The sequence below is a fragment of the Sphingobacterium sp. CZ-UAM genome (genome assembly GCF_002000245.1).
Classification (GTDB): Bacteria; Bacteroidota; Bacteroidia; order Sphingobacteriales; family Sphingobacteriaceae; genus Sphingobacterium.
This window is the reverse complement of sequence record NZ_MTCM01000004.1, coordinates 318,883-336,980: the sequence shown is the minus strand read 5'-3', so window position 1 is coordinate 336,980 and position 18,098 is coordinate 318,883. Positions and strand designations below refer to the sequence as shown.

Below are 18,098 nucleotides of genomic sequence, written 5' to 3'. Positions count from 1 at the left end.
AAAGATGAAATTTTATAGTACAAATAATAAGACATTAGCTGTTTCTTTTAAAGATGCAGTGTTTAATTCGCTTCCAGCGGACAAAGGCTTATATATGCCTGAGCAAATTCCGCAATTGGATCCATTGTTTATCAAAAATATACAACAATATTCCATGCAGGAAATTGCTCTGGAGGTTGCTTCAGCTCTTTTGGGCACTGATATTCCTAAACCAGATCTAAAGAAGATTGTTGATGAAGCGATTAATTTTGAGGCACCCGTAAAATTCCTGAACAACAGTACAGCGGTGTTGGAGTTATTTCATGGACCATCCTATGCCTTCAAGGATTTTGGAGCTCGGTTTATGAGCCGTATCATGGGCTATTTTTCTAAAGCCGATGATAAGTTGCTGGATGTACTTGTCGCAACTTCTGGAGATACAGGCGGAGCGGTAGCCTTAGGCTTCCTTGGCGTAGAGGGAACCCGTGTTACAATATTATATCCTAAAGGCAAAGTCTCCGAGGTTCAGGAGCTTCAGCTGACTACAAATGGTCAAAATATACGTGCCCTGGAGGTAGATGGTACATTCGATGACTGTCAAGCGCTTGTGAAGCAGGCTTTCAATGATCAAGAACTCAATCAGACCTTACGGTTGACTTCGGCTAATTCAATTAATATTGCCCGACTGATCCCACAGACCTTTTATTACTTTTATGCCTATGCACAACTAAGATCTCAAGGGATCAATGAAGTCGTATTTACTGTGCCAAGTGGAAATTTTGGGAATATTGGGGCAGGTTTATTAGCTTATAAAATGGGGCTTCCTGTCAAACATTTTGTGGCAGCAACAAATGTCAACGATACAGTACCGCGATTCCTTTCTTCGGGACAATATGCGCCTAAACCTTCAGTTCAGACATTAAGTAATGCAATGGATGTTGGAGACCCAAGCAACTGGGTGCGGATTCAGGATCTTTTTGCAGGTAATCTAACGGAGCTAAAAGCTATGCTCTCTTCCTATACCTTTACTGACGAGGAAACAAAAGCTGGTATGAATAGGCTTGTTCAAGATGCAAATTATATTGCCTGTCCTCATACAGCTATTGCTTGGTTGGGGGCACAGGCTTATGCGAAAGATCATCCAGGTACCTATGCTTCGGTATTCTTATCGACTGCACATCCTTGTAAATTCCCAGATGCGATAGATGCTGATGTGTTCGCAAAAATTGTATTGCCAGCAGGTGCGGAAACGTTGCAGGGAAAAGAAAAATTAGCAGAACCTTTGGTGGTAAACTTCGAAGCGTTCAAAAAATATCTAATCAACCATAACTAAACGTGGAGGGGGCGATCTTTTGAGCGTCCCCCTTTTTCTCTATTCGTAGGCTATCCTATATCTCTTTTCAAATCTTTAATTCTTGGGGACTTTCACTTTTGGATAGTGTTTTTATAAACTAGTTTTTATCGATTATGGCTTAGGTACTCACTGTTTTTGTTGCTCATGCTATTTATATCATATGTTTCATTTGGATGTCGAAATAATAAGTTAATTTTGCAGTAATGAAATCAGTTTATTTGAATAAGGGTAAGGATAAAGCTGCCTGGCAATTGCATCCTTGGGTATTTTCCGGAGCGATTAAATCATTGTCCGATAAGATTGAAGATGGCGAAATTGTAGGTGTTTACAATGCCGAGCGTGAGTTTATTGCGTACGGCTTGTTTCACAATAGTTCGCGGGTGGCCATCCGCTTATTGGAATGGAATCCACAAGCTCAGATTGATGCGGATTGGTGGTGCATCCGTATTCAAAAGGCCGTGGCAGCTAGACAACATTTGCTGCAGGAAGGCATTACCAATACCGTTCGTTTGATTTTTGCCGAGGCAGACTTTCTTCCGGGATTAATCGTGGATAAGTATGCTGATTTTATTTCTATTCAGGTCCATTCTGTAGGAGTAGAAAAAGTTAAAGATATCATTATAGCGGAGTTAAATACACTGTTAAATCCTACTGGAATCTATGAGCGGAGTGATCTGAAATCTCGTGAACATGAGGGGCTACCAGATACAAATGGCCTTTTGTCTGGCGAGGTACCACCTGAATTTGTGGACGTCATCGAAAATGGCCTTCATTATAAGGTAAATATCATCGATGGACAAAAGTCAGGTTTCTATTGTGACCAACGCGAGAATAGGTTATTAACAGCGCAGTATGTTGCTGATAAAAGGGTATTGGATTGTTTCTGTTATTCTGGTGGATTTACACTGAATAGCTTAAAAGCTGGTGCAAGTGAAGTTGTGTCGGTAGATAGCTCTGCGCTGGCGATTGAAACTCTTGAAAAGAATGTAATCGAAAACGGATTTGAGCCAAGTCGGCATAAAGCAATTTTGTCTGACGTCAATAAGCAATTGCGTAAGTTTGTAGATGAGGGTGAAAAATTCGATTTGATCGTCTTAGATCCTCCAAAGTATGCACCTTCCCGTTCAGCCTTGGAAAGAGCGTCGCGGGCTTATAAAGATTTAAATCGTCGGGGTTTAATGCTGTTGAATAGCGGTGGGTTATTGGCGACATTCTCATGCTCCGGAGCAATGGATATGGACACCTTTAAGCAGGTGCTTGCCTGGGCCGCATTGGACGCTGGTAAAGAGATACAGTTTATTCGACAATTCCATCAACCCGAAGATCATCCTGTTAGGGCCTCCTTTCCAGAAGGAGAATACCTCAAAGGACTGTTGGTACGTGTATTATAAATAAATGCAGATATATAGGTTGATTTGAATAAATCGACCTTTTTAATTTAAAGCGAAATCATGATCAAAGAAAAAGAAACTAGACCTATTTTTTCTATTTTGTTTGCCGTGAGTATGGTGCACCTGCTGAATGATCTTATTCAGGCTGTAATTCCTGCCACATACCCTTTATTAAAAGAAGAGCATCACCTGAGTTTTTCTCAGGTGGGGATGATTACATTAGTATATCAGATTGCCGCTTCAATTTTTCAGCCAGTTGTCGGCTCATTTACGGACAAACATCCTGTTCCATATTCTCAGATTATCGGTATGTCCTTTTCACTTGTGGGCATGTTGTTGTTTTCCCAGGCACATAGCTATGCATGGATATTGTTCTCAGTTTTTCTCGTTGGGATTGGCTCCTCAATTTTCCATCCGGAGTCTTCCCGTGTGGCTTACATGGCCTCAGGTGGCAGAAGGAGTATGGCACAGTCCATTTTTCAGATCGGCGGGAATGCAGGGACAGCGCTAGCACCCATTATAGTTGCTTTTCTGGTCTTACCTCGGGGACAGCAGGCTATTGCCTGGATGTGCTTATTTACAATTGTTGGCCAGTTTATTTCCTATTATATCGGCACTTGGTATAAGCGTCGGCTTGCAAATGTTTCGAGATCGACAAAAAGAGTTATTCGTGTTCCAGATCTTCCCAATTCACGTATTGTCGCAACTGTCATTATCTTATTGTTGTTGATCGTTTCCAAATATTTCTATATCGCAAGTATTACTAATTATTTTCAGTTTTACACGATGAGAAAATTTGGGATCAATGAGGTGGAAGCACAGGTGTATCTGTTTTATTTTCTGATTGCCGTTGCGGTGGGTACCCTACTGGGTGGAGCGTTTGGGGATCGTTTTGGGCGGAAATATGTGATTTGGTTTTCCGTTTTAGGCGTGGCTCCCTTCGCATTGGCTTTACCCTATGTTGGCCTTACAATGACTGGAATATTGATTGTGATCATCGGATTAATATTGTCATCTGCCTTTCCTGCAATTATTGTATACGCACAGGAGCTATTGCCGAGGAAATTGGGGATGGTTTCCGGTTTGTTTTATGGATTTGCATTTGGCATGGGGGGAATCGGGTCTGCGGTACTCGGATGGCAGGCGGATCATACGTCCATTGAATTTATTTACCATCTGTGTTCGTATTTACCCTTAATCGGTGTCGTCGCCTATTTTCTTCCTAATCTACAGAAAACACCCTATAAAGAGATTTAGAATATGATGTATTAAAAAGCGGGAGTATCCAACCTTTTTGGAAACTCCCGCTTTTCTTGAGTTTATTTATATCCCCTTAAAATCTCTTGTGATTAATCAATCCTCAGGGGCTTTTACTTTTTGTATAGTTTTCTCTTTATACTATTTGATACAGTCCATCCATGCTGCTGCCATCAGTTGCGCTCCAGCAAGGGTAGGGTGCACACCATCCGCTGCCCAATAGGCTCCTGGGGCGGATTTTTGTGCGTTATCAAATATTTTTTGATAGGGCAAAAGTATCGCATTAAACTCTTTTGCAATATCGCGTGCCGTCTCTTGGTAGGCTAAAAATTTGGGATACCAGGCATCTGTAATATGGCCTACACCTTTTACGGCAAAAGGTTCTCCAATGATCAGTCTAACATTAGGAAGCTTTTGTAATGTTTCCTGCAACAATTGTTGGTACTGCGATTTATATTCTTCAACAGTGGTTTTTGCACCACGATCTATCGTTCGCCAGAAATCATTTACGCCGATCAAGATGCTTAGCACATTAGGTTTGATTGCTAATGTATCTTCTGCCCAGCGTTTTTGAAGATCAGGAACACGATTGCCGCTGATTCCAGTATTATAAATTTTTAGATTCTTTGCGGCATATTTATTCAATAATTCGCTCGCGGCTAGTAGGGCATAACCGCGACCTAAGGCCGCGGTTTCGTTGGCATTTCTATTATTTCTATCCCGACCTACATCTGTAATAGAGTCTCCCTGAAAAAGGATGATATCTCCGTCATTCAGACTTATTTTTGAAGATTTGAAGTTATCTTCATGGGCGTAAGCTTCATAGCCCAATAAATTGGCTCCAGTCAAAAGTCCGGTGCCAATAATGCTTTTTTTGATAAATGATCTGCGGTTTGTGCTCATTATTAGGTTTTTGTTATACTTAAAGTTACATACTTTAAGCATACTTTTCCAAACCTTTTATAATGATGTTACAGGCTTTTTCAATTTCAGCTTCCGTAATGGTCAACGGGGGCGCCACGCGAAGCGCTGTTTCACAGTGAAGATACCAGTCAATCATGACACCATTTTCCGCGCAGTATTTACTGACGTTATAAACCTGATCAAAGTTGTCCAACTGTAAGCACATCATAAGTCCTTGACCTCGGATTTCTTTAATTGCTGGATGGTTGAGCTTTTCTCTAAATAAGTTGGCCTTATGGGCTACCTGTTCAACCAGTTTTTCCGATTTGATTACGGCGAGTGATGCACGTGCGGCGGCACAGCTCACGGGATGTCCTCCGAATGTGGTGATATGACCCAACATCGGGTTGTCTTTAATGACATCCATTACTTCTTTAGCGGCAACGAAGGCGCCTAATGGCATACCGCCACCAATGCCTTTGGCCAACATCAGAATATCAGGTACAATACCGAAATGTTCGAAGGCAAACAGTTTTCCTGTACGACCAAAACCAGTCTGGATTTCATCGAAAATCAACAGGGTGCCAGTCTCGTCACAACGTTTTCTTACCGCTTGCATATAGGCTATATCGGGAACTCTGACACCAGCTTCCCCTTGAATGGCTTCTAGGATCACGGCAGCAGTTTTATCTGTAATAGTCGCTAGGTCCTGTGGGTCGTTAAATCTAATAAAGTCTATCTCTGGAAGGAGCGGGGCATAAGCCTGACGATAATCATCGTTTCCAATAAGGCTAAGTGCACCTTGTGTGCTTCCATGGTAGGCCTTTTTTGCAGCGATAATCTGTCTTCGCCCAGTATATTTCTTGGCTATTTTCATAGACCCTTCGACAGCTTCTGCACCACTGTTGGTCAGGTATACCGATTGAAAATTTGCTGGTAATTCCGCCAGTAATTCTGTTGCAAACTGGACTTGCGGAGCTTGTACAAATTCACCATATACGGTGACATGCAAATATTGGTCGAGCTGAGCCTTTATTGCTTCGAGCACTTTGGGGTGACGATGCCCGATATTACTCACATTAAAACCGGAGACAAGATCCATATATTCTTCCCCATTTGGCCCATAAAGGTAAACACCCTCGGCCTTAACCACTTCAACCAATCTAGGTGAGCTAGAGGTTTGAGCAGTGTTCATCAAAAATAATTCTCTATTGCTTAGCATGATTATGCAAATGTCCGAAAATAAAAAAGAAGTCTTCAAGACTTCTTTTTTATTTTTGAGGTTATTTCCTCCTATTTTGTAAAGATTTGTAGAGATGTTCCCTAAATTCCTGTTCTACTTCAAAGAATTGTGAAGCTCGGGCGTTGCCTATCACCTTGGCAAATTTTGCGCGGTACTCCTTTTTTATCTGTACTTCTTTGGCATCATATTGCAATACATCCCTCGATCCACCTCTAAAACTATTTTTAGGGGCACCATTTAGTTTCTCTTTCCGGATATCCCATAATGTTTGACTATATTCATTATAGAGTGGAAAGAAATGCTGTGCTTCTCTGGGAGTTAAATCTAGTTCCTTAGTAATATAAGCTATCTTTTCATTTTCAATAGCTTGAAATCGATTTTTGTCTTGCGCAAAGCCCAAGGCAATAGAAAATATACTAAAGAACAATGTTATCCATATGTATTTTTTGTTAAACATCATTATAAGGTATAGTTTAGATAATCTTCTATCTCTTGTTTAGATATATTACTGCCAAATCCTTTCGTTGGAAGATTTGTTTCATCCGTATATTGGGACATATATATTATGTCATCACCTGAGGCCGAGGCAGAAAGATAATTAATAATTTCCTGCTTGGGTATTTCAGATAAATGTTGACTGAGCTGTTCCTCGGCAACATTATCTTGTGCGATCGTATTTTGCTGCTGGAATTGATAACCCCAATAAGCACCTAGACCTAACATGGCTGTGAACGAAGCTGCTACAGCATATCGGGTATACCATTTTTTTTGCTTTCCTAAGCGACGGATCGGAGTTGAATCTCTTTCTTCTTTTATATCCTGAATAGCACCGATAATTTTGTCTGAAAGCGTATCAAAATAATGTGGTGGCAGGTCAAAACCTGTGACAGGAATCGTATCTTTTAATTTTTCTTCTGCAACACGAGCGAAAATAGTTTCTTCAAGATCCGCATGATAATCTACAGGAAGGTCGAAACCATCCGTTGAAATAACATCCTTCAATTCTGCTTCTGCAACACGAGCGAAAATAGTTTCTTCAAGATCCGCGTGATAATTTACAGGAAGGTCGAAGCCATCCGTTGAGATAACTTCCTTCAATTCGGCTTCTGCAACACGAGCGAAAATAGTTTCTTCAAGATCCGCATGATAATCTACAGGAACAGCGAAGCCATCCGATTGGATTTTTTCTTTTAAGTTTTCTTCCGAAATTCGATGAAAGATATTTTCTGTTAGTTTATCTGAATACAGTTCAGGAATAGTGAAGCCATCTCCAGCGACTTGAGCTTTGAGAGAGTCAGCTGCTATTTTGCTCAGCACAACATCAGGGAGTGAATCAAAGTATCCTTCAGGAACCTTAAATACAGAATCATCTGTGCATGCTATCCATTTGACTTGCGCTATTATTTTAGATTCTAAATCACTGAAATAATTTTCAGGCACGCCAAAAGGATTTTCACGCAATGATTCTGGAAGATGATTAGATTCCAGCCCATCATGATATGTGCTATTTTCCTTCATAGTATTTGTTAGAGGCGAATTTCGCTAAAAGGTTTAATCGTGGTTATTAAAAAAAGCCTCTATTTTTTTTACTGCCAAATGGTAAGATGCTTTTAGTGCACCAACACTTGTACCGAGTACATCAGAAATCTCTTCATATTTCATATCTTCAAAATATTTCATATTAAAAACTAATTTCTGTTTCTCTGGCAATGTTAATAAAGCCTGTTGCAATTTCATTTGAGCTTTGTCGCCATTAAAGTAATTGCCATCAGCAAGTGTTTCTGCTAAGTAAGCAGTCGTGTCGTCGTCCAACGACACGTTCTGCTTTTGCTTTTTTTTATTTAAGAATGTAATACATTCGTTTGTTGCGATCCGATATAGCCAGGTATACAATTGTGAGTCTTCACGGAAGTTCCCAAGGTTCTTCCATACTTTGACGAAAATATCCTGAACCACATCATCTGCATCATCATGATCGATTACCATTCTTCGCACATGCCAATAAATCTTTTGCTGATATTTTTTCAACAATAAACGGAAAGCTTCTTCTCGCGTACTTTCTTCGGCGAATTTTGCTATAATTAAAGCGTCATCCATATATTGACCTGTGTAGTTTTGTTATTTTCTTTTGATTACTTTCTGAGCCGCAGCAACGATAGCGTCAGCGTTCAAACCGTATTTTTCCATCAGTTGTGCTGGAGTACCTGATTCACCAAAACTATCGTTGACCGCTACATATTCTTGCGGGCTCGGTAATTCTTTGGCTAATACCTGTGCAACGCTGTCGCCCAATCCACCAAGTCGGTTGTGCTCCTCAGCAGTCACGACACATTTCGTTTTAGCAACCGATTTCAAGATCGCTTCTTCGTCCAACGGTTTGATGGTATGGATATTGATGATTTCGGCGTTGATACCCAATTCTGCTAATTTTTCACCCGCTTGGATGGCTTCCCATACCAAGTGACCTGTAGCGATGATGGTCACATCTGTACCTTCATTCAATAAGATTGCCTTTCCGATGACAAATTCTTGATCAGCCGGAGTAAAGTTAGGAACTACCGGACGACCAAAACGTAAATAAACCGGACCTTCAAATTTCGCTGCCGCAATAGTTGCCGCTTTTGTTTGGTTGAAGTCACAAGGGTTGATTACAGTCATTCCAGGTAACATTTTCATTAATCCAATGTCTTCCAAAATTTGGTGTGTAGCACCATCTTCACCCAAGGTTAATCCTGCATGAGAAGCAGCAATTTTCACATTTTTACCTGAGTACGCGATAGATTGACGGATTTGGTCATAAACGCGACCTGTAGAGAAGTTGGCGAAAGTACCTGTGAAAGGAACTTTACCACCAATAGTAAGTCCAGCCGCGATGCCCATCATGTTTGCTTCAGCAATACCGATTTGGAAAAAGCGTTCTGGGAATTCTTTGATAAAATCGTTCATTTTTAATGAACCGATCAAATCAGCACATAATGCTACTACATTTTCATTTTGTTTTCCAGCTTCCAATAAGCCAGCACCAAAACCTGAACGTGTATCTTTTGACTCTGTGTAAGTATATTTTTTCATTTCTAGTAATCTCCTAAAGTTTCAGTAAGTTGATTCAATGCCGACGCCAATTGTTCGTCATTTGGAGCAACACCGTGCCATTTATGAGAACCCATCATGAAATCAACACCTTTTCCCATCTCTGTGTGCAATAAGATAACCACTGGTTTACCCTTTCCGGTACGTGATTTTGCTTCTTCTAAGCCCGCAACTACTGAAGCCATATCATTTCCTTTAGTCACTTCCATCACATCCCAGCCAAAAGCTTCCCATTTTGCGCGAAGATCACCTAATGACAGTACCTGATCTGTCGATCCGTCTATCTGTGCATTATTGTAATCAACAGTGGCAATCAAGTTGTCAATCTTATTGTGTGGTGCATACATTGCAGCTTCCCAAACCTGGCCTTCCTGCAATTCACCATCACCCATTAATACATAAACTAGATTATTGTCTTTATTCAATCTTTTTGCCTGTGCGGCACCGATAGCAACGGATAATCCTTGACCCAAAGATCCTGACGCAATGCGGATGCCTGGAAGACCTTCGTGTGTCGTTGGGTGACCCTGTAGTCTGGAGTTGATTTTTCTGAATGTTGCCAATTCGCTTGCTTCAAAATAACCCGCATGTGCCAATGTACTGTAAAATACAGGTGAAATGTGTCCGTTTGACAAGAAGAATAAATCCTCTCCTTTTCCATCCATATCAAAGGAAGGATTGCGTTTCATTGCATTGAAATAAAGCGCCACAAAGTAATCTGTACAACCTAAAGAACCACCTGGGTGTCCTGATTGACAAGCGTGTACCATACGTACGATATCACGTCTTACTTGTGATGCAATTTGTTCTAGTTTGTTAATATCTGCACTCATTTTTTTTGTTGGTTTCACAATTGGTCGTAAAGTTAACTATTTTTAAGCTAGATGCTTGTTAAAAAGTGAATTTCTTTATTTAGTATGGGAGTTATAGCGAAGCACATAATGATGCACATAATATTTAGCCAAATAGGTACCTAGCTTGCGAACGGATACCATTTCAATTTTAGACCTTTTCATGTTAAATTTTTTGTACCTTGCTTTTAATTATAAAACCCACAATTTTCAATATGATGCCTAATCAATCTAAACGTTTTCTGTTTGTTGCGACATTTTCCGTACTACACTTCTATTCTTTTGCTCAGGATAAACCCGTTTACCATAAAGATTGGATTGACTTCAACAAAAATGGTAAAAAGGATATCTATGAAGATCCTAAACAATCCGTAGTAAGTCGAGTGGAGGACCTGTTGAGCCAGATGACGACGCAGGAAAAGGCCAATCAAACCGTTACACTCTATGGTTATGGAAGAGTATTGAAGGATGAACAACCTACAATTGCTTGGGACAATGAGATTTGGAAACATGGATTAGCCAACATAGACGAGATGTTAAATAGTCTTGCCTATAATAAGTCGGCAAAAAGCTCTTTTTCTTATCCCTTCAGCCGCCATGCTGTTGCATTGAATAATGTACAAAAGTGGTTTATCGAACATACCCGGCTAGGTATTCCAGTTGATTTTACCAATGAGGGAATACACGGTCTCAACCATGATCGGGCGACGCCATTACCGGCTCCGATTAATATTGGAAGCACCTGGAATACCAAATTGGTCCGAACTGCAGGCGAAATTGTGGGGAGAGAAGCGAAATATTTAGGATATACCAATGTCTATGCTCCGATTCTGGATGTCTCCCGAGATCCAAGATGGGGACGTGTTGTGGAAACTTATGGTGAAAATCCCTTTCATATCGCAGAAATGGGTAAACAGGCTGTATTGGGCATTCAACAACATGGTGTTGCATCAACGTTGAAACACTATGCCGTTTATTCTGTACCTAAAGGGGGACGAGATGGAAATGCGCGGACAGACCCGCATGTTGGTTTTCGTGAAATGCATGAGCTTCATTTATACCCATTTAAACGGGTTGTCCGAGAGGCTAAACCAATGGGTATTATGAGTAGTTACAATGACTATGACGGTATACCAGTCTCATCAAGTAAATATTTTCTGCAAGATTTGCTACGCAAGGATTATGGATTTGAAGGATATATCGTTTCGGATAGTGAGGCCCTGGAGTTTATAAGCAGTAAACATCATGTTGCTGCGGACTATAAGGATGCAATACGGCAAGCCCTAGAGGGCGGACTTAATGTCCGGACGAATTTCGATCCACCGAGTACATACCTGACACCATTGATGGAACTTATCAACGAAGGCAGGCTTGATATGAACATATTGGATCAACGTGTTCGAGAGGTATTGACTGTCAAATTTAAGTTAGGATTATTTGATCATCCGCTTGTCGATAACACAACATTGGCTGACAAGAAAATCCATACACAGGCAGATGAGGATATCTCCCTGCAAGTGAATAGAGAATCCATTGTTTTGCTTAAGAATGAGCAGCAGTTATTACCAATAGATGTCAGTAAGTATAAGCGGATTTTGGTGACAGGCCCTATGGCCGAAGCAACGAATTATACAACAAGTCGTTATGGTCCATCCAATAACCCGATCACAACGATTAAGGATGGGATCCTCGAATATGCTAAAGGTAAAGAAATCCAGGTAAATTACACGAAAGGCATCGATGTTGTTGATAAGAATTGGCCTGAAAGTGAGATTATCCCAACAGATTTGTCCAAAGAGGAAATTGAAAGCATGAAGGCTGGTATCCGTCTTGGAAGCGAGTCTGATCTGATTATAGCCGTCATGGGGGAGTCGGAACGCGAAGTTGGCGAAAGCCGGTCGCGTTCAGATCTAAACCTACCGGGTAAACAGCGTGATTACCTGATGAAGTTAAAAGAAACAGGGAAACCAATCGTTCTGGTACTCGTTAACGGACGTCCACTTTCTATTAATTGGGAAAATAAATACTTATCCGCTATTGTGGAAAGTTGGTTTCTTAGTGGTCAATCTGGACATGTTGTCGCAGAGATGTTGTTTGGTGAGTATAATCCGAGTGGAAAGCTCCCGATTTCTTTTCCAAAATCTGTCGGACAGATTGAAATGAATTTCCCGACTAAACCTGCAGCACAGGCGGGACAGCCAGGGGTTGGCCCTAATGGCTGGGGAAATAGTAGAGTTGTGGGCTTTCTTTACCCTTTTGGTTATGGCTTAAGTTATACAGATTTCCAATTTTCAAATTTGCGTCTAAATAAAAAACAAATTCGCCCAATCGACTCATTGACCGTTACCGTGGATGTGCAGAATATCGGAAAAAGAAAAGGAGCAGAGGTTGTCCAACTTTATATCAAGGACCTTGTATCTTCCGTAACAACTTATGAGATGGATCTCCGCGGTTTCGAAAAAATCGAATTGAACCCTGGTGAGAAAAAGTCTGTTCAGTTTTCGATTTTACCTGCTCACCTCGAGCTGTTGGATCAACATAATAAATGGACTGTAGAGCCTGGGAAATTTGAAATTTTTATTGGAAATTCATCCGCTAATCTACCGTTGAAAGATTCATTTGAGGTGACTAAAGAGTGATGCTCATAGCGCCTGTTTGTGCAAAAGATATATCACCTATGGGGCATACGAGATACAACTAGCTATAAAAAGAAAAAAGGATTCAGCAAAACTTCATATTGCTGAATCCTTTTAAAAATTTTAAAAATTCTTATCGTATCTCTATGATTACATTGCTTCGGCAACAACTTCTGTCACCTCGGGAACCATACGTTTTAATAGTCCTTCAATACCAGCTTTTAATGTGATTGTTGATGAAGGGCAACCGCTACAGGAACCTTTAAGTTCAACGGTCACCACACCTTCGTCGAAAGATTTGAAATGAATAGCACCGCCATCTTGTTCCACGGCAGGGCGTACATAATCATGCAATACCTGTTGTATTTTCACTTCCGTTTCTGTTCCTTCAAAGTTTGTCTCTGTATCCTGATGTACAGTTTTCACCGCAAGCTCAGATTCTACAGCACCTTTTACAAAGTCTTTCAACAAGGCTTCAATATCTTCCCATTCCGCATCTTCCGTTTTGGTAATGGTAACAAAATTGCTTGCAAAAAATACACCATTTACAAAATTGAATTTGAACAATTCCGTAGCGAAAGGTGAATCTTGGGCCGTTTCTTTATTTGGAAAATCTACACTACCATTGATCAATAATTTATTGACCAAAAACTTCATAGTTGAAGGGTTGGGTGTAGATTCGGTATATACGTTGATAGTAGCCATTTAATTTTATTTTTATTCCAAGCAAAGATATATCAAAAGCAGCGTTGTTAAGGTCATCTATAAGTCAAAGCTTACAAAGTGACACCCGTGTAGTTTGAAGGAGTGATAGCCTTTAATTCCGCTTTTACTTCTTCGGACACCTTAAGATTATCTACGAAGGTCGCAATGGTGTCTTTGGTCACATGCGTATTGGTACGTGTTAGATCTTTTAAAGCTTCATAAGGTTTTGGATAGCCTTCTCTACGCAAGATCGTTTGTAACGCTTCGGCAACAACAGCCCAGTTGTTTTCGAGATCATTCGCAAGCGCCTGTTCATTTAAGATCAACTTACGTAAACCTCGCAATGTCGATTTGAAAGCGATTAGGGTATGCGCAAATGGAACCCCGATATTACGTAATACAGTTGAATCTGTAAGATCTCTTTGAAGACGTGAAATAGGTAGTTTGGCGGCTAAATGCTCAAATATCGCATTAGCTATTCCTAAATTTCCCTCTGCATTTTCAAAATCAATGGGATTGACTTTATGTGGCATAGCGGAGGATCCAATTTGGCCAGCAGTGATTTTTTGCTTAAAGTATTCCATGGAAATATAAGTCCATATATCCCGGCATAGATCAATAATTATATTATTGATCCGTTTTAATGCATCACAGCTTGCAGCAAAGTTATCATAATGTTCAATTTGGGTGGTGGTTTGTGAACGGTCCAGTCCTAGAATATTATTGACGAAATTGTTGCCGAAGGCAATCCAGTTGGTCTCTGGATAAGCCACGTGATGAGCATTGAAATTGCCTGTCGCTCCGCCAAACTTAGCTGAATAAGGTACGTTATGTAAAAGTTGTAATTGACGTTCAATACGCTCGATAAAGACATAGAGCTCTTTACCTAAGCGAGTTGGAGAGGCTGGTTGTCCGTGCGTACGGGCGAGCATTGGGATGGCAGACCAGGATGTTGCGAGAGATTTTAGTTCATGAAGCAATTCGTCGATGATCGGTGTATAGCTTTCTTTGATCGCCTCTTTCCACGATAGCGGAATAGCTGTATTGTTGATATCCTGAGAAGTCAGACCAAAGTGAATAAACTCCAGATGCTCCTGAAGCCCTAATTTTTCAAATTGATCTTTTAAGAAATATTCAACGGCTTTAACATCATGATTGGTAACTTTCTCTGTGTTTTTGATCCAGATCGCATCTTCTTCTGAAAAATTACGATAGATATCTCTTAATTTTTCGTTGAGTGTGTTGTCAAAATGTTGTAATTGAGCAATTCCAGATTCGCTCAATGCGATAAAATATTCGACTTCCACACGTACGCGGTATTTTATTAAGGCAAATTCGGAGAAAAAAGCCGCAAGCTCATTGGTATTATTGTAATAGCGTCCGTCAATAGGCGTGACTGCTGTTAAGGATGATAAAGCCATAGATTGAATGATTTTTGGCAAAGGTAAAAAATTGCTTGGAGCTTAGCAATTTAATTGGTGTAGATATAAAAAAAGCCTCCGTACTGGGAGGCTTTTTTATACTTTTTAAATTCTGTTTCAGAGAATTAGTGAGCAGCTTTAGTTGAATCTACAGCAGTTTTAGCTGAATCTACAACAGTTTTAGCTGAATCTACAGCAGTTTTAGCTGAATCTAAAGCAGTGTTTGCTGAATCTAAGGCAGTGTTAGCTGAATCAGTAGCAGCGTCAGTTTTTTTACCAGTTTCACCACATGAAGCGAAGGCTACAGTCAGAGCCAATCCTAAGAAACCTAATTTGAATGCGTTTTTCATTTTATTAAAATTAAAAGTAATTTCTAAATCTTGTTATTTAAGACTTAATACTGGTAATAGAAAAAGGTAACCCCATTTCTTAATAAATTTTTTAAAAAAAAGAGGCTTTTCGTGAGAAAAGCCTCTTTAAATGCGTTATTCAGTTTCTAAAATTATTTTTTAGTAGCAGCTGAATCAACTTTAGTAGCAGCAGAATCAACTTTTTGAGCAGCTGAATCAACTTTAGTAGCAGCTGAATCCAAAGTGTTAGCAGCAGAATCAACTAAAGCAGATGCTGAATCAGTAGCACCTTCAGCTTTTTTCTCAGTGTTGTTACAAGATGCGAAAGCTACAGTTAAAGCTAAACCTAAGAAACCGAATTTTAATGCGTTTTTCATTTTCTAATTTTCTAATTTAAATTGAAATATTTTCTTTTTCATCTCTTAATACACGGAACCCAAAAAGGTAACCCAAAAAATATATTTTTTTTTAAAATCTTTATAAACAGCTGTTAGTCAATTGTTTTTATTTTATTTAATATGTTTTAAAGGCGGCTGTAGATGTTAAAAGTAAGAGTTGTCTAAAAATATGCACAAACGATTAATCAAAGAGACAGTTTTGATATTGTCTTCGCCGCTTATCCAAACAATTTTCAATTATTTTTATTATTTTAAGAGGAAACCAGAAAAAAGAAATTGCAATTATGTTTGATAAAGTTAAGAATATAATGGATTTGGCGAAATCAATTGACTTTGGCAAATTGGAGGAAATCTCAAAAAAAGTGGATTTGGGAGCTGTTATGGATGCAGTTTCTAAGATGGATGATAGGCAGCTGCATGGTCTAATGAAAATGCTAAGCGCAGGAAAGGAAAAAAAGGAATTACCTGCTATCAATGGCGATTTCTATGATATGGATAGCAAATTAAGCGGATCAGACCGCGAACTTCAATTGAAAGTACGGGAGTTTATGGAGGTTGAAGTGAAGCCCATTGTCAATAAATATTGGTTAAGAGACGAGTTCCCTTTTGAAATAGTACCCAAGTTAGCTGCGTTAAATATATGTGGATATACTTACGAGGGTTACGGATGTATGGGAGGAAGCTCGCTGATGGAAGGTGTCATTGCTGCAGAGATTGCTCGGGTAGATGCATCTGTTGCTACTTTCTTTGGTGTACAGAGTGGTTTGGCCATGGGGTCGATTTATATCTGTGGGTCGGAAGAACAAAAACAGGAATGGTTGCCAAGGATGCAAAAGATGGAGGTGATCGGCGCTTTTGGTCTAACCGAACCGGAAGTTGGTTCGGGCGCAGCGGGCGGATTGACAACCACCTGTAAGAAGACTCCTGAAGGCTGGGTTTTAAATGGTCAGAAGAAATGGATCGGAAACTCTACCTTTTCAGATATTACAATAGTCTGGGCCAGGGATCTTGATGATGGAGAAGTAAAAGGTTTTATTGTGCGTAAAGATAATCCTGGGTTCTCAGTTGAAAAGATCAAAGATAAAATGGCTTTGCGCATTGTGCAAAATGGATTGATTACATTAGACAACTGTATCATCCCCGAAACAGATCGTTTGCAAAATGCGAATTCTTTCAAAGATACAGGTAAAGTCCTTCAAATGACGAGAGCGGGGGTTGCATGGATGGCTGTGGGCTGCGCACGGGGAGCCTATGAAAATGCCTTGGATTATACGCGCAAAAGAAAACAGTTCGGCAAGCCTATTGCATCTTTTCAGTTGATTCAAAATCATTTGGTAGAAATGCTATCGAATCTAACGGCAATGCAAACGCTAGTCTTTCGATTATCTGAACTGCAAGATGCTGGACAACTACGGGATGAGCATGCGTCGCTGGCAAAAGTGTTTTGTTCTTTACGGACAAGGGATATTGTGTCCAAGGCGAGGGAAGTCATGGGGGGGAATGGTATCCTGCTAGAGTATAATGTCGCTAGATTCCTTGCAGATGCTGAGGCGATTTATTCTTATGAAGGTACTAAGGAAATCAATTCACTGATCGTTGGAAGAAGTATCACAGGATTTAGTGCTTTTGTCTAAAGCTTGTGCCCTAATTAATTTAGTACGGACAATAATTGATATAAAAAAGGATAGGGTTTTGGTGATCACCAAAACCCTATCCTTTTTTATATTTTACTTGCGCTGAAATCGCATCATGGCAATATCGCCCATGATAAAGGTCAGTGTATTTTCATTGACATCATAACTGTTCACTTTTTCTAATGTAGAAAAGAACGTTGCTTCACCATTGCCTTCGCAAGCCATTTTTGTAGACATGATAGGGCCAAAGCTAATTTGGTGATCATTCGTCTTAAATGTAGCATTGTAATTGTTGCAACTGCTGTTACCATTTATCTTCCCATCCTGTATGTTAAATGTTATCGTTGGTTTGCGGTTGGGATACAGGCCCTCAAGAGCTATACGTGGTCCAGAGATGTAATCAAGCTCCCAGGTCCCGCTTAGATTTTGTTTTTCCTCCATTAACTTAAATTTTGCCAAAGGAGCCATCTTTGCTTTATTTAAACTTAGAATACCATTACTTAGGCTGTAGTTGTCTGCTGTGATTAATGCCTTAGATAAAGCTTGTTCAATCGACATGTCAGGGCAGGCCATCATCGTTGACATCCCTTGTGCAAACTTAATTTTTCCATTGGTTGAAAAGGTCAGTTCGCCACCTATTCCGTTGCAACCACCATTGGCGCTATAACTTTTTTCTTCCAGTTTGAGAAAAGGAACCCGACCGTTGACTTGTCCGGAAACAGCCTTTCCACCGATTTCAATTAATTGCCATTTTTTTCCAATAATGGTAGCGGATGCATTATCCGAATCTGGTTTGCCTGAATTCTTTTTTAATGCTGAACAGCTCGCCAAAGCAAGGACAGCCATCATCAATACCACAAGGTTTCTAAATCTCATCTTTTAAATT

17 protein-coding genes are annotated in these 18,098 nt (G+C 40.0%); 5 read left to right on the top strand and 12 right to left on the bottom strand.

Annotated elements, in window-relative coordinates; translation table 11 throughout:
* Positions 1–4: 4 nt before the first annotated feature.
* The 3 genes from thrC (at position 5) to BWD42_RS17305 (ending at position 3,981) form a co-directional block, all read left to right on the top strand.
* The gene (gene thrC / locus BWD42_RS17315; RefSeq protein WP_077437646.1) at positions 5–1,312 is read left to right on the top strand and encodes a threonine synthase; all 1,308 of its coding nucleotides are present in this window, start codon (positions 5–7) and stop codon (positions 1,310–1,312) included.
* Positions 1,313–1,536: 224 nt separating this feature from the next.
* A complete protein-coding gene (locus BWD42_RS17310) occupies positions 1,537–2,724 on the top strand; it encodes a class I SAM-dependent rRNA methyltransferase (protein ID WP_077437645.1) in 1,188 nt (395 codons plus the stop codon).
* A gap of 60 nt (positions 2,725–2,784) precedes the next feature.
* Positions 2,785–3,981 (top strand): MFS transporter, encoded by a 1,197-nt coding sequence (locus tag BWD42_RS17305; protein WP_077437644.1) that lies wholly within the window; start codon positions 2,785–2,787, stop codon positions 3,979–3,981.
* 141 nt (positions 3,982–4,122) lie between these two features.
* On the opposite strand, the gene BWD42_RS17300 is transcribed toward BWD42_RS17305, so the two are convergent.
* From BWD42_RS17300 to BWD42_RS17270, 7 genes are all read right to left on the bottom strand, one after another.
* Positions 4,123–4,884: an SGNH/GDSL hydrolase family protein gene (locus BWD42_RS17300; RefSeq protein WP_077437643.1), complete on the bottom strand. Its 762-nt coding sequence runs from the start codon at positions 4,882–4,884 to the stop codon at positions 4,123–4,125.
* A gap of 34 nt (positions 4,885–4,918) precedes the next feature.
* On the bottom strand, positions 4,919–6,106 hold the full coding sequence (locus BWD42_RS17295; RefSeq protein ID WP_077437642.1) for an aspartate aminotransferase family protein: 1,188 nt from the start codon (positions 6,104–6,106) through the stop codon (positions 4,919–4,921).
* A gap of 61 nt (positions 6,107–6,167) precedes the next feature.
* Entirely contained in the window at positions 6,168–6,587 is a 420-nt protein-coding gene (locus BWD42_RS17290) for a hypothetical protein (protein ID WP_254846264.1), read from the bottom strand.
* A complete protein-coding gene (locus BWD42_RS17285; protein WP_077437640.1) occupies positions 6,587–7,645 on the bottom strand; it encodes a hypothetical protein in 1,059 nt (352 codons plus the stop codon). Before BWD42_RS17285 ends, BWD42_RS17290 begins: the two co-directional genes overlap by 1 nt.
* A 33-nt stretch (positions 7,646–7,678) precedes the next feature.
* Entirely contained in the window at positions 7,679–8,224 is a 546-nt protein-coding gene (locus BWD42_RS17280) for an RNA polymerase sigma factor (protein WP_077437639.1), read from the bottom strand.
* A gap of 21 nt (positions 8,225–8,245) precedes the next feature.
* Positions 8,246–9,199: a transketolase family protein gene (locus tag BWD42_RS17275; RefSeq protein ID WP_077437638.1), complete on the bottom strand. Its 954-nt coding sequence runs from the start codon at positions 9,197–9,199 to the stop codon at positions 8,246–8,248.
* 2 nt (positions 9,200–9,201) lie between these two features.
* Positions 9,202–10,050, bottom strand: a complete 849-nt coding sequence (locus BWD42_RS17270; protein ID WP_077437637.1) for a transketolase — start codon at positions 10,048–10,050, stop codon at positions 9,202–9,204.
* Positions 10,051–10,283: 233 nt separating this feature from the next.
* Here BWD42_RS17270 and BWD42_RS17265 point away from each other — a divergent pair, with 233 nt between their 5' ends.
* A complete protein-coding gene (locus BWD42_RS17265; RefSeq protein WP_139351197.1) occupies positions 10,284–12,707 on the top strand; it encodes a glycoside hydrolase family 3 N-terminal domain-containing protein in 2,424 nt (807 codons plus the stop codon).
* 147 nt (positions 12,708–12,854) lie between these two features.
* Here BWD42_RS17265 and BWD42_RS17260 read toward each other — a convergent pair whose 3' ends face one another.
* The 4 genes from BWD42_RS17260 to BWD42_RS17245 all read right to left on the bottom strand — a co-directional run bounded on the left by BWD42_RS17260 (position 12,855) and on the right by BWD42_RS17245 (position 15,557).
* Positions 12,855–13,409, bottom strand: coding sequence for a NifU family protein (locus BWD42_RS17260; RefSeq protein ID WP_077437636.1), 555 nt, complete (start codon positions 13,407–13,409; stop codon positions 12,855–12,857).
* Positions 13,410–13,480: 71 nt separating this feature from the next.
* Positions 13,481–14,830 (bottom strand): adenylosuccinate lyase, encoded by a 1,350-nt coding sequence (gene purB / locus BWD42_RS17255; RefSeq protein WP_077437635.1) that lies wholly within the window; start codon positions 14,828–14,830, stop codon positions 13,481–13,483.
* Between the two features lie 125 nt (positions 14,831–14,955).
* Complete coding sequence (locus tag BWD42_RS17250) at positions 14,956–15,180, bottom strand: hypothetical protein (protein WP_077437634.1); 225 nt, start codon at positions 15,178–15,180, stop codon at positions 14,956–14,958.
* A gap of 152 nt (positions 15,181–15,332) precedes the next feature.
* On the bottom strand, positions 15,333–15,557 hold the full coding sequence (locus tag BWD42_RS17245) for a hypothetical protein (protein ID WP_077437633.1): 225 nt from the start codon (positions 15,555–15,557) through the stop codon (positions 15,333–15,335).
* Between the two features lie 305 nt (positions 15,558–15,862).
* On the opposite strand from BWD42_RS17245, the gene BWD42_RS17240 reads away from it, so the two are divergent.
* The gene (locus BWD42_RS17240; RefSeq protein ID WP_217700097.1) at positions 15,863–17,212 is read left to right on the top strand and encodes an acyl-CoA dehydrogenase family protein; all 1,350 of its coding nucleotides are present in this window, start codon (positions 15,863–15,865) and stop codon (positions 17,210–17,212) included.
* A gap of 93 nt (positions 17,213–17,305) precedes the next feature.
* On the opposite strand, the gene BWD42_RS17235 is transcribed toward BWD42_RS17240, so the two are convergent.
* Positions 17,306–18,088 carry an META domain-containing protein gene (locus BWD42_RS17235; protein ID WP_077437631.1) on the bottom strand — a complete coding sequence of 261 codons (783 nt, stop codon included), beginning with the start codon at positions 18,086–18,088 and terminating at the stop codon, positions 17,306–17,308.
* Between the last annotated feature and the right edge of the window lie 10 nt (positions 18,089–18,098).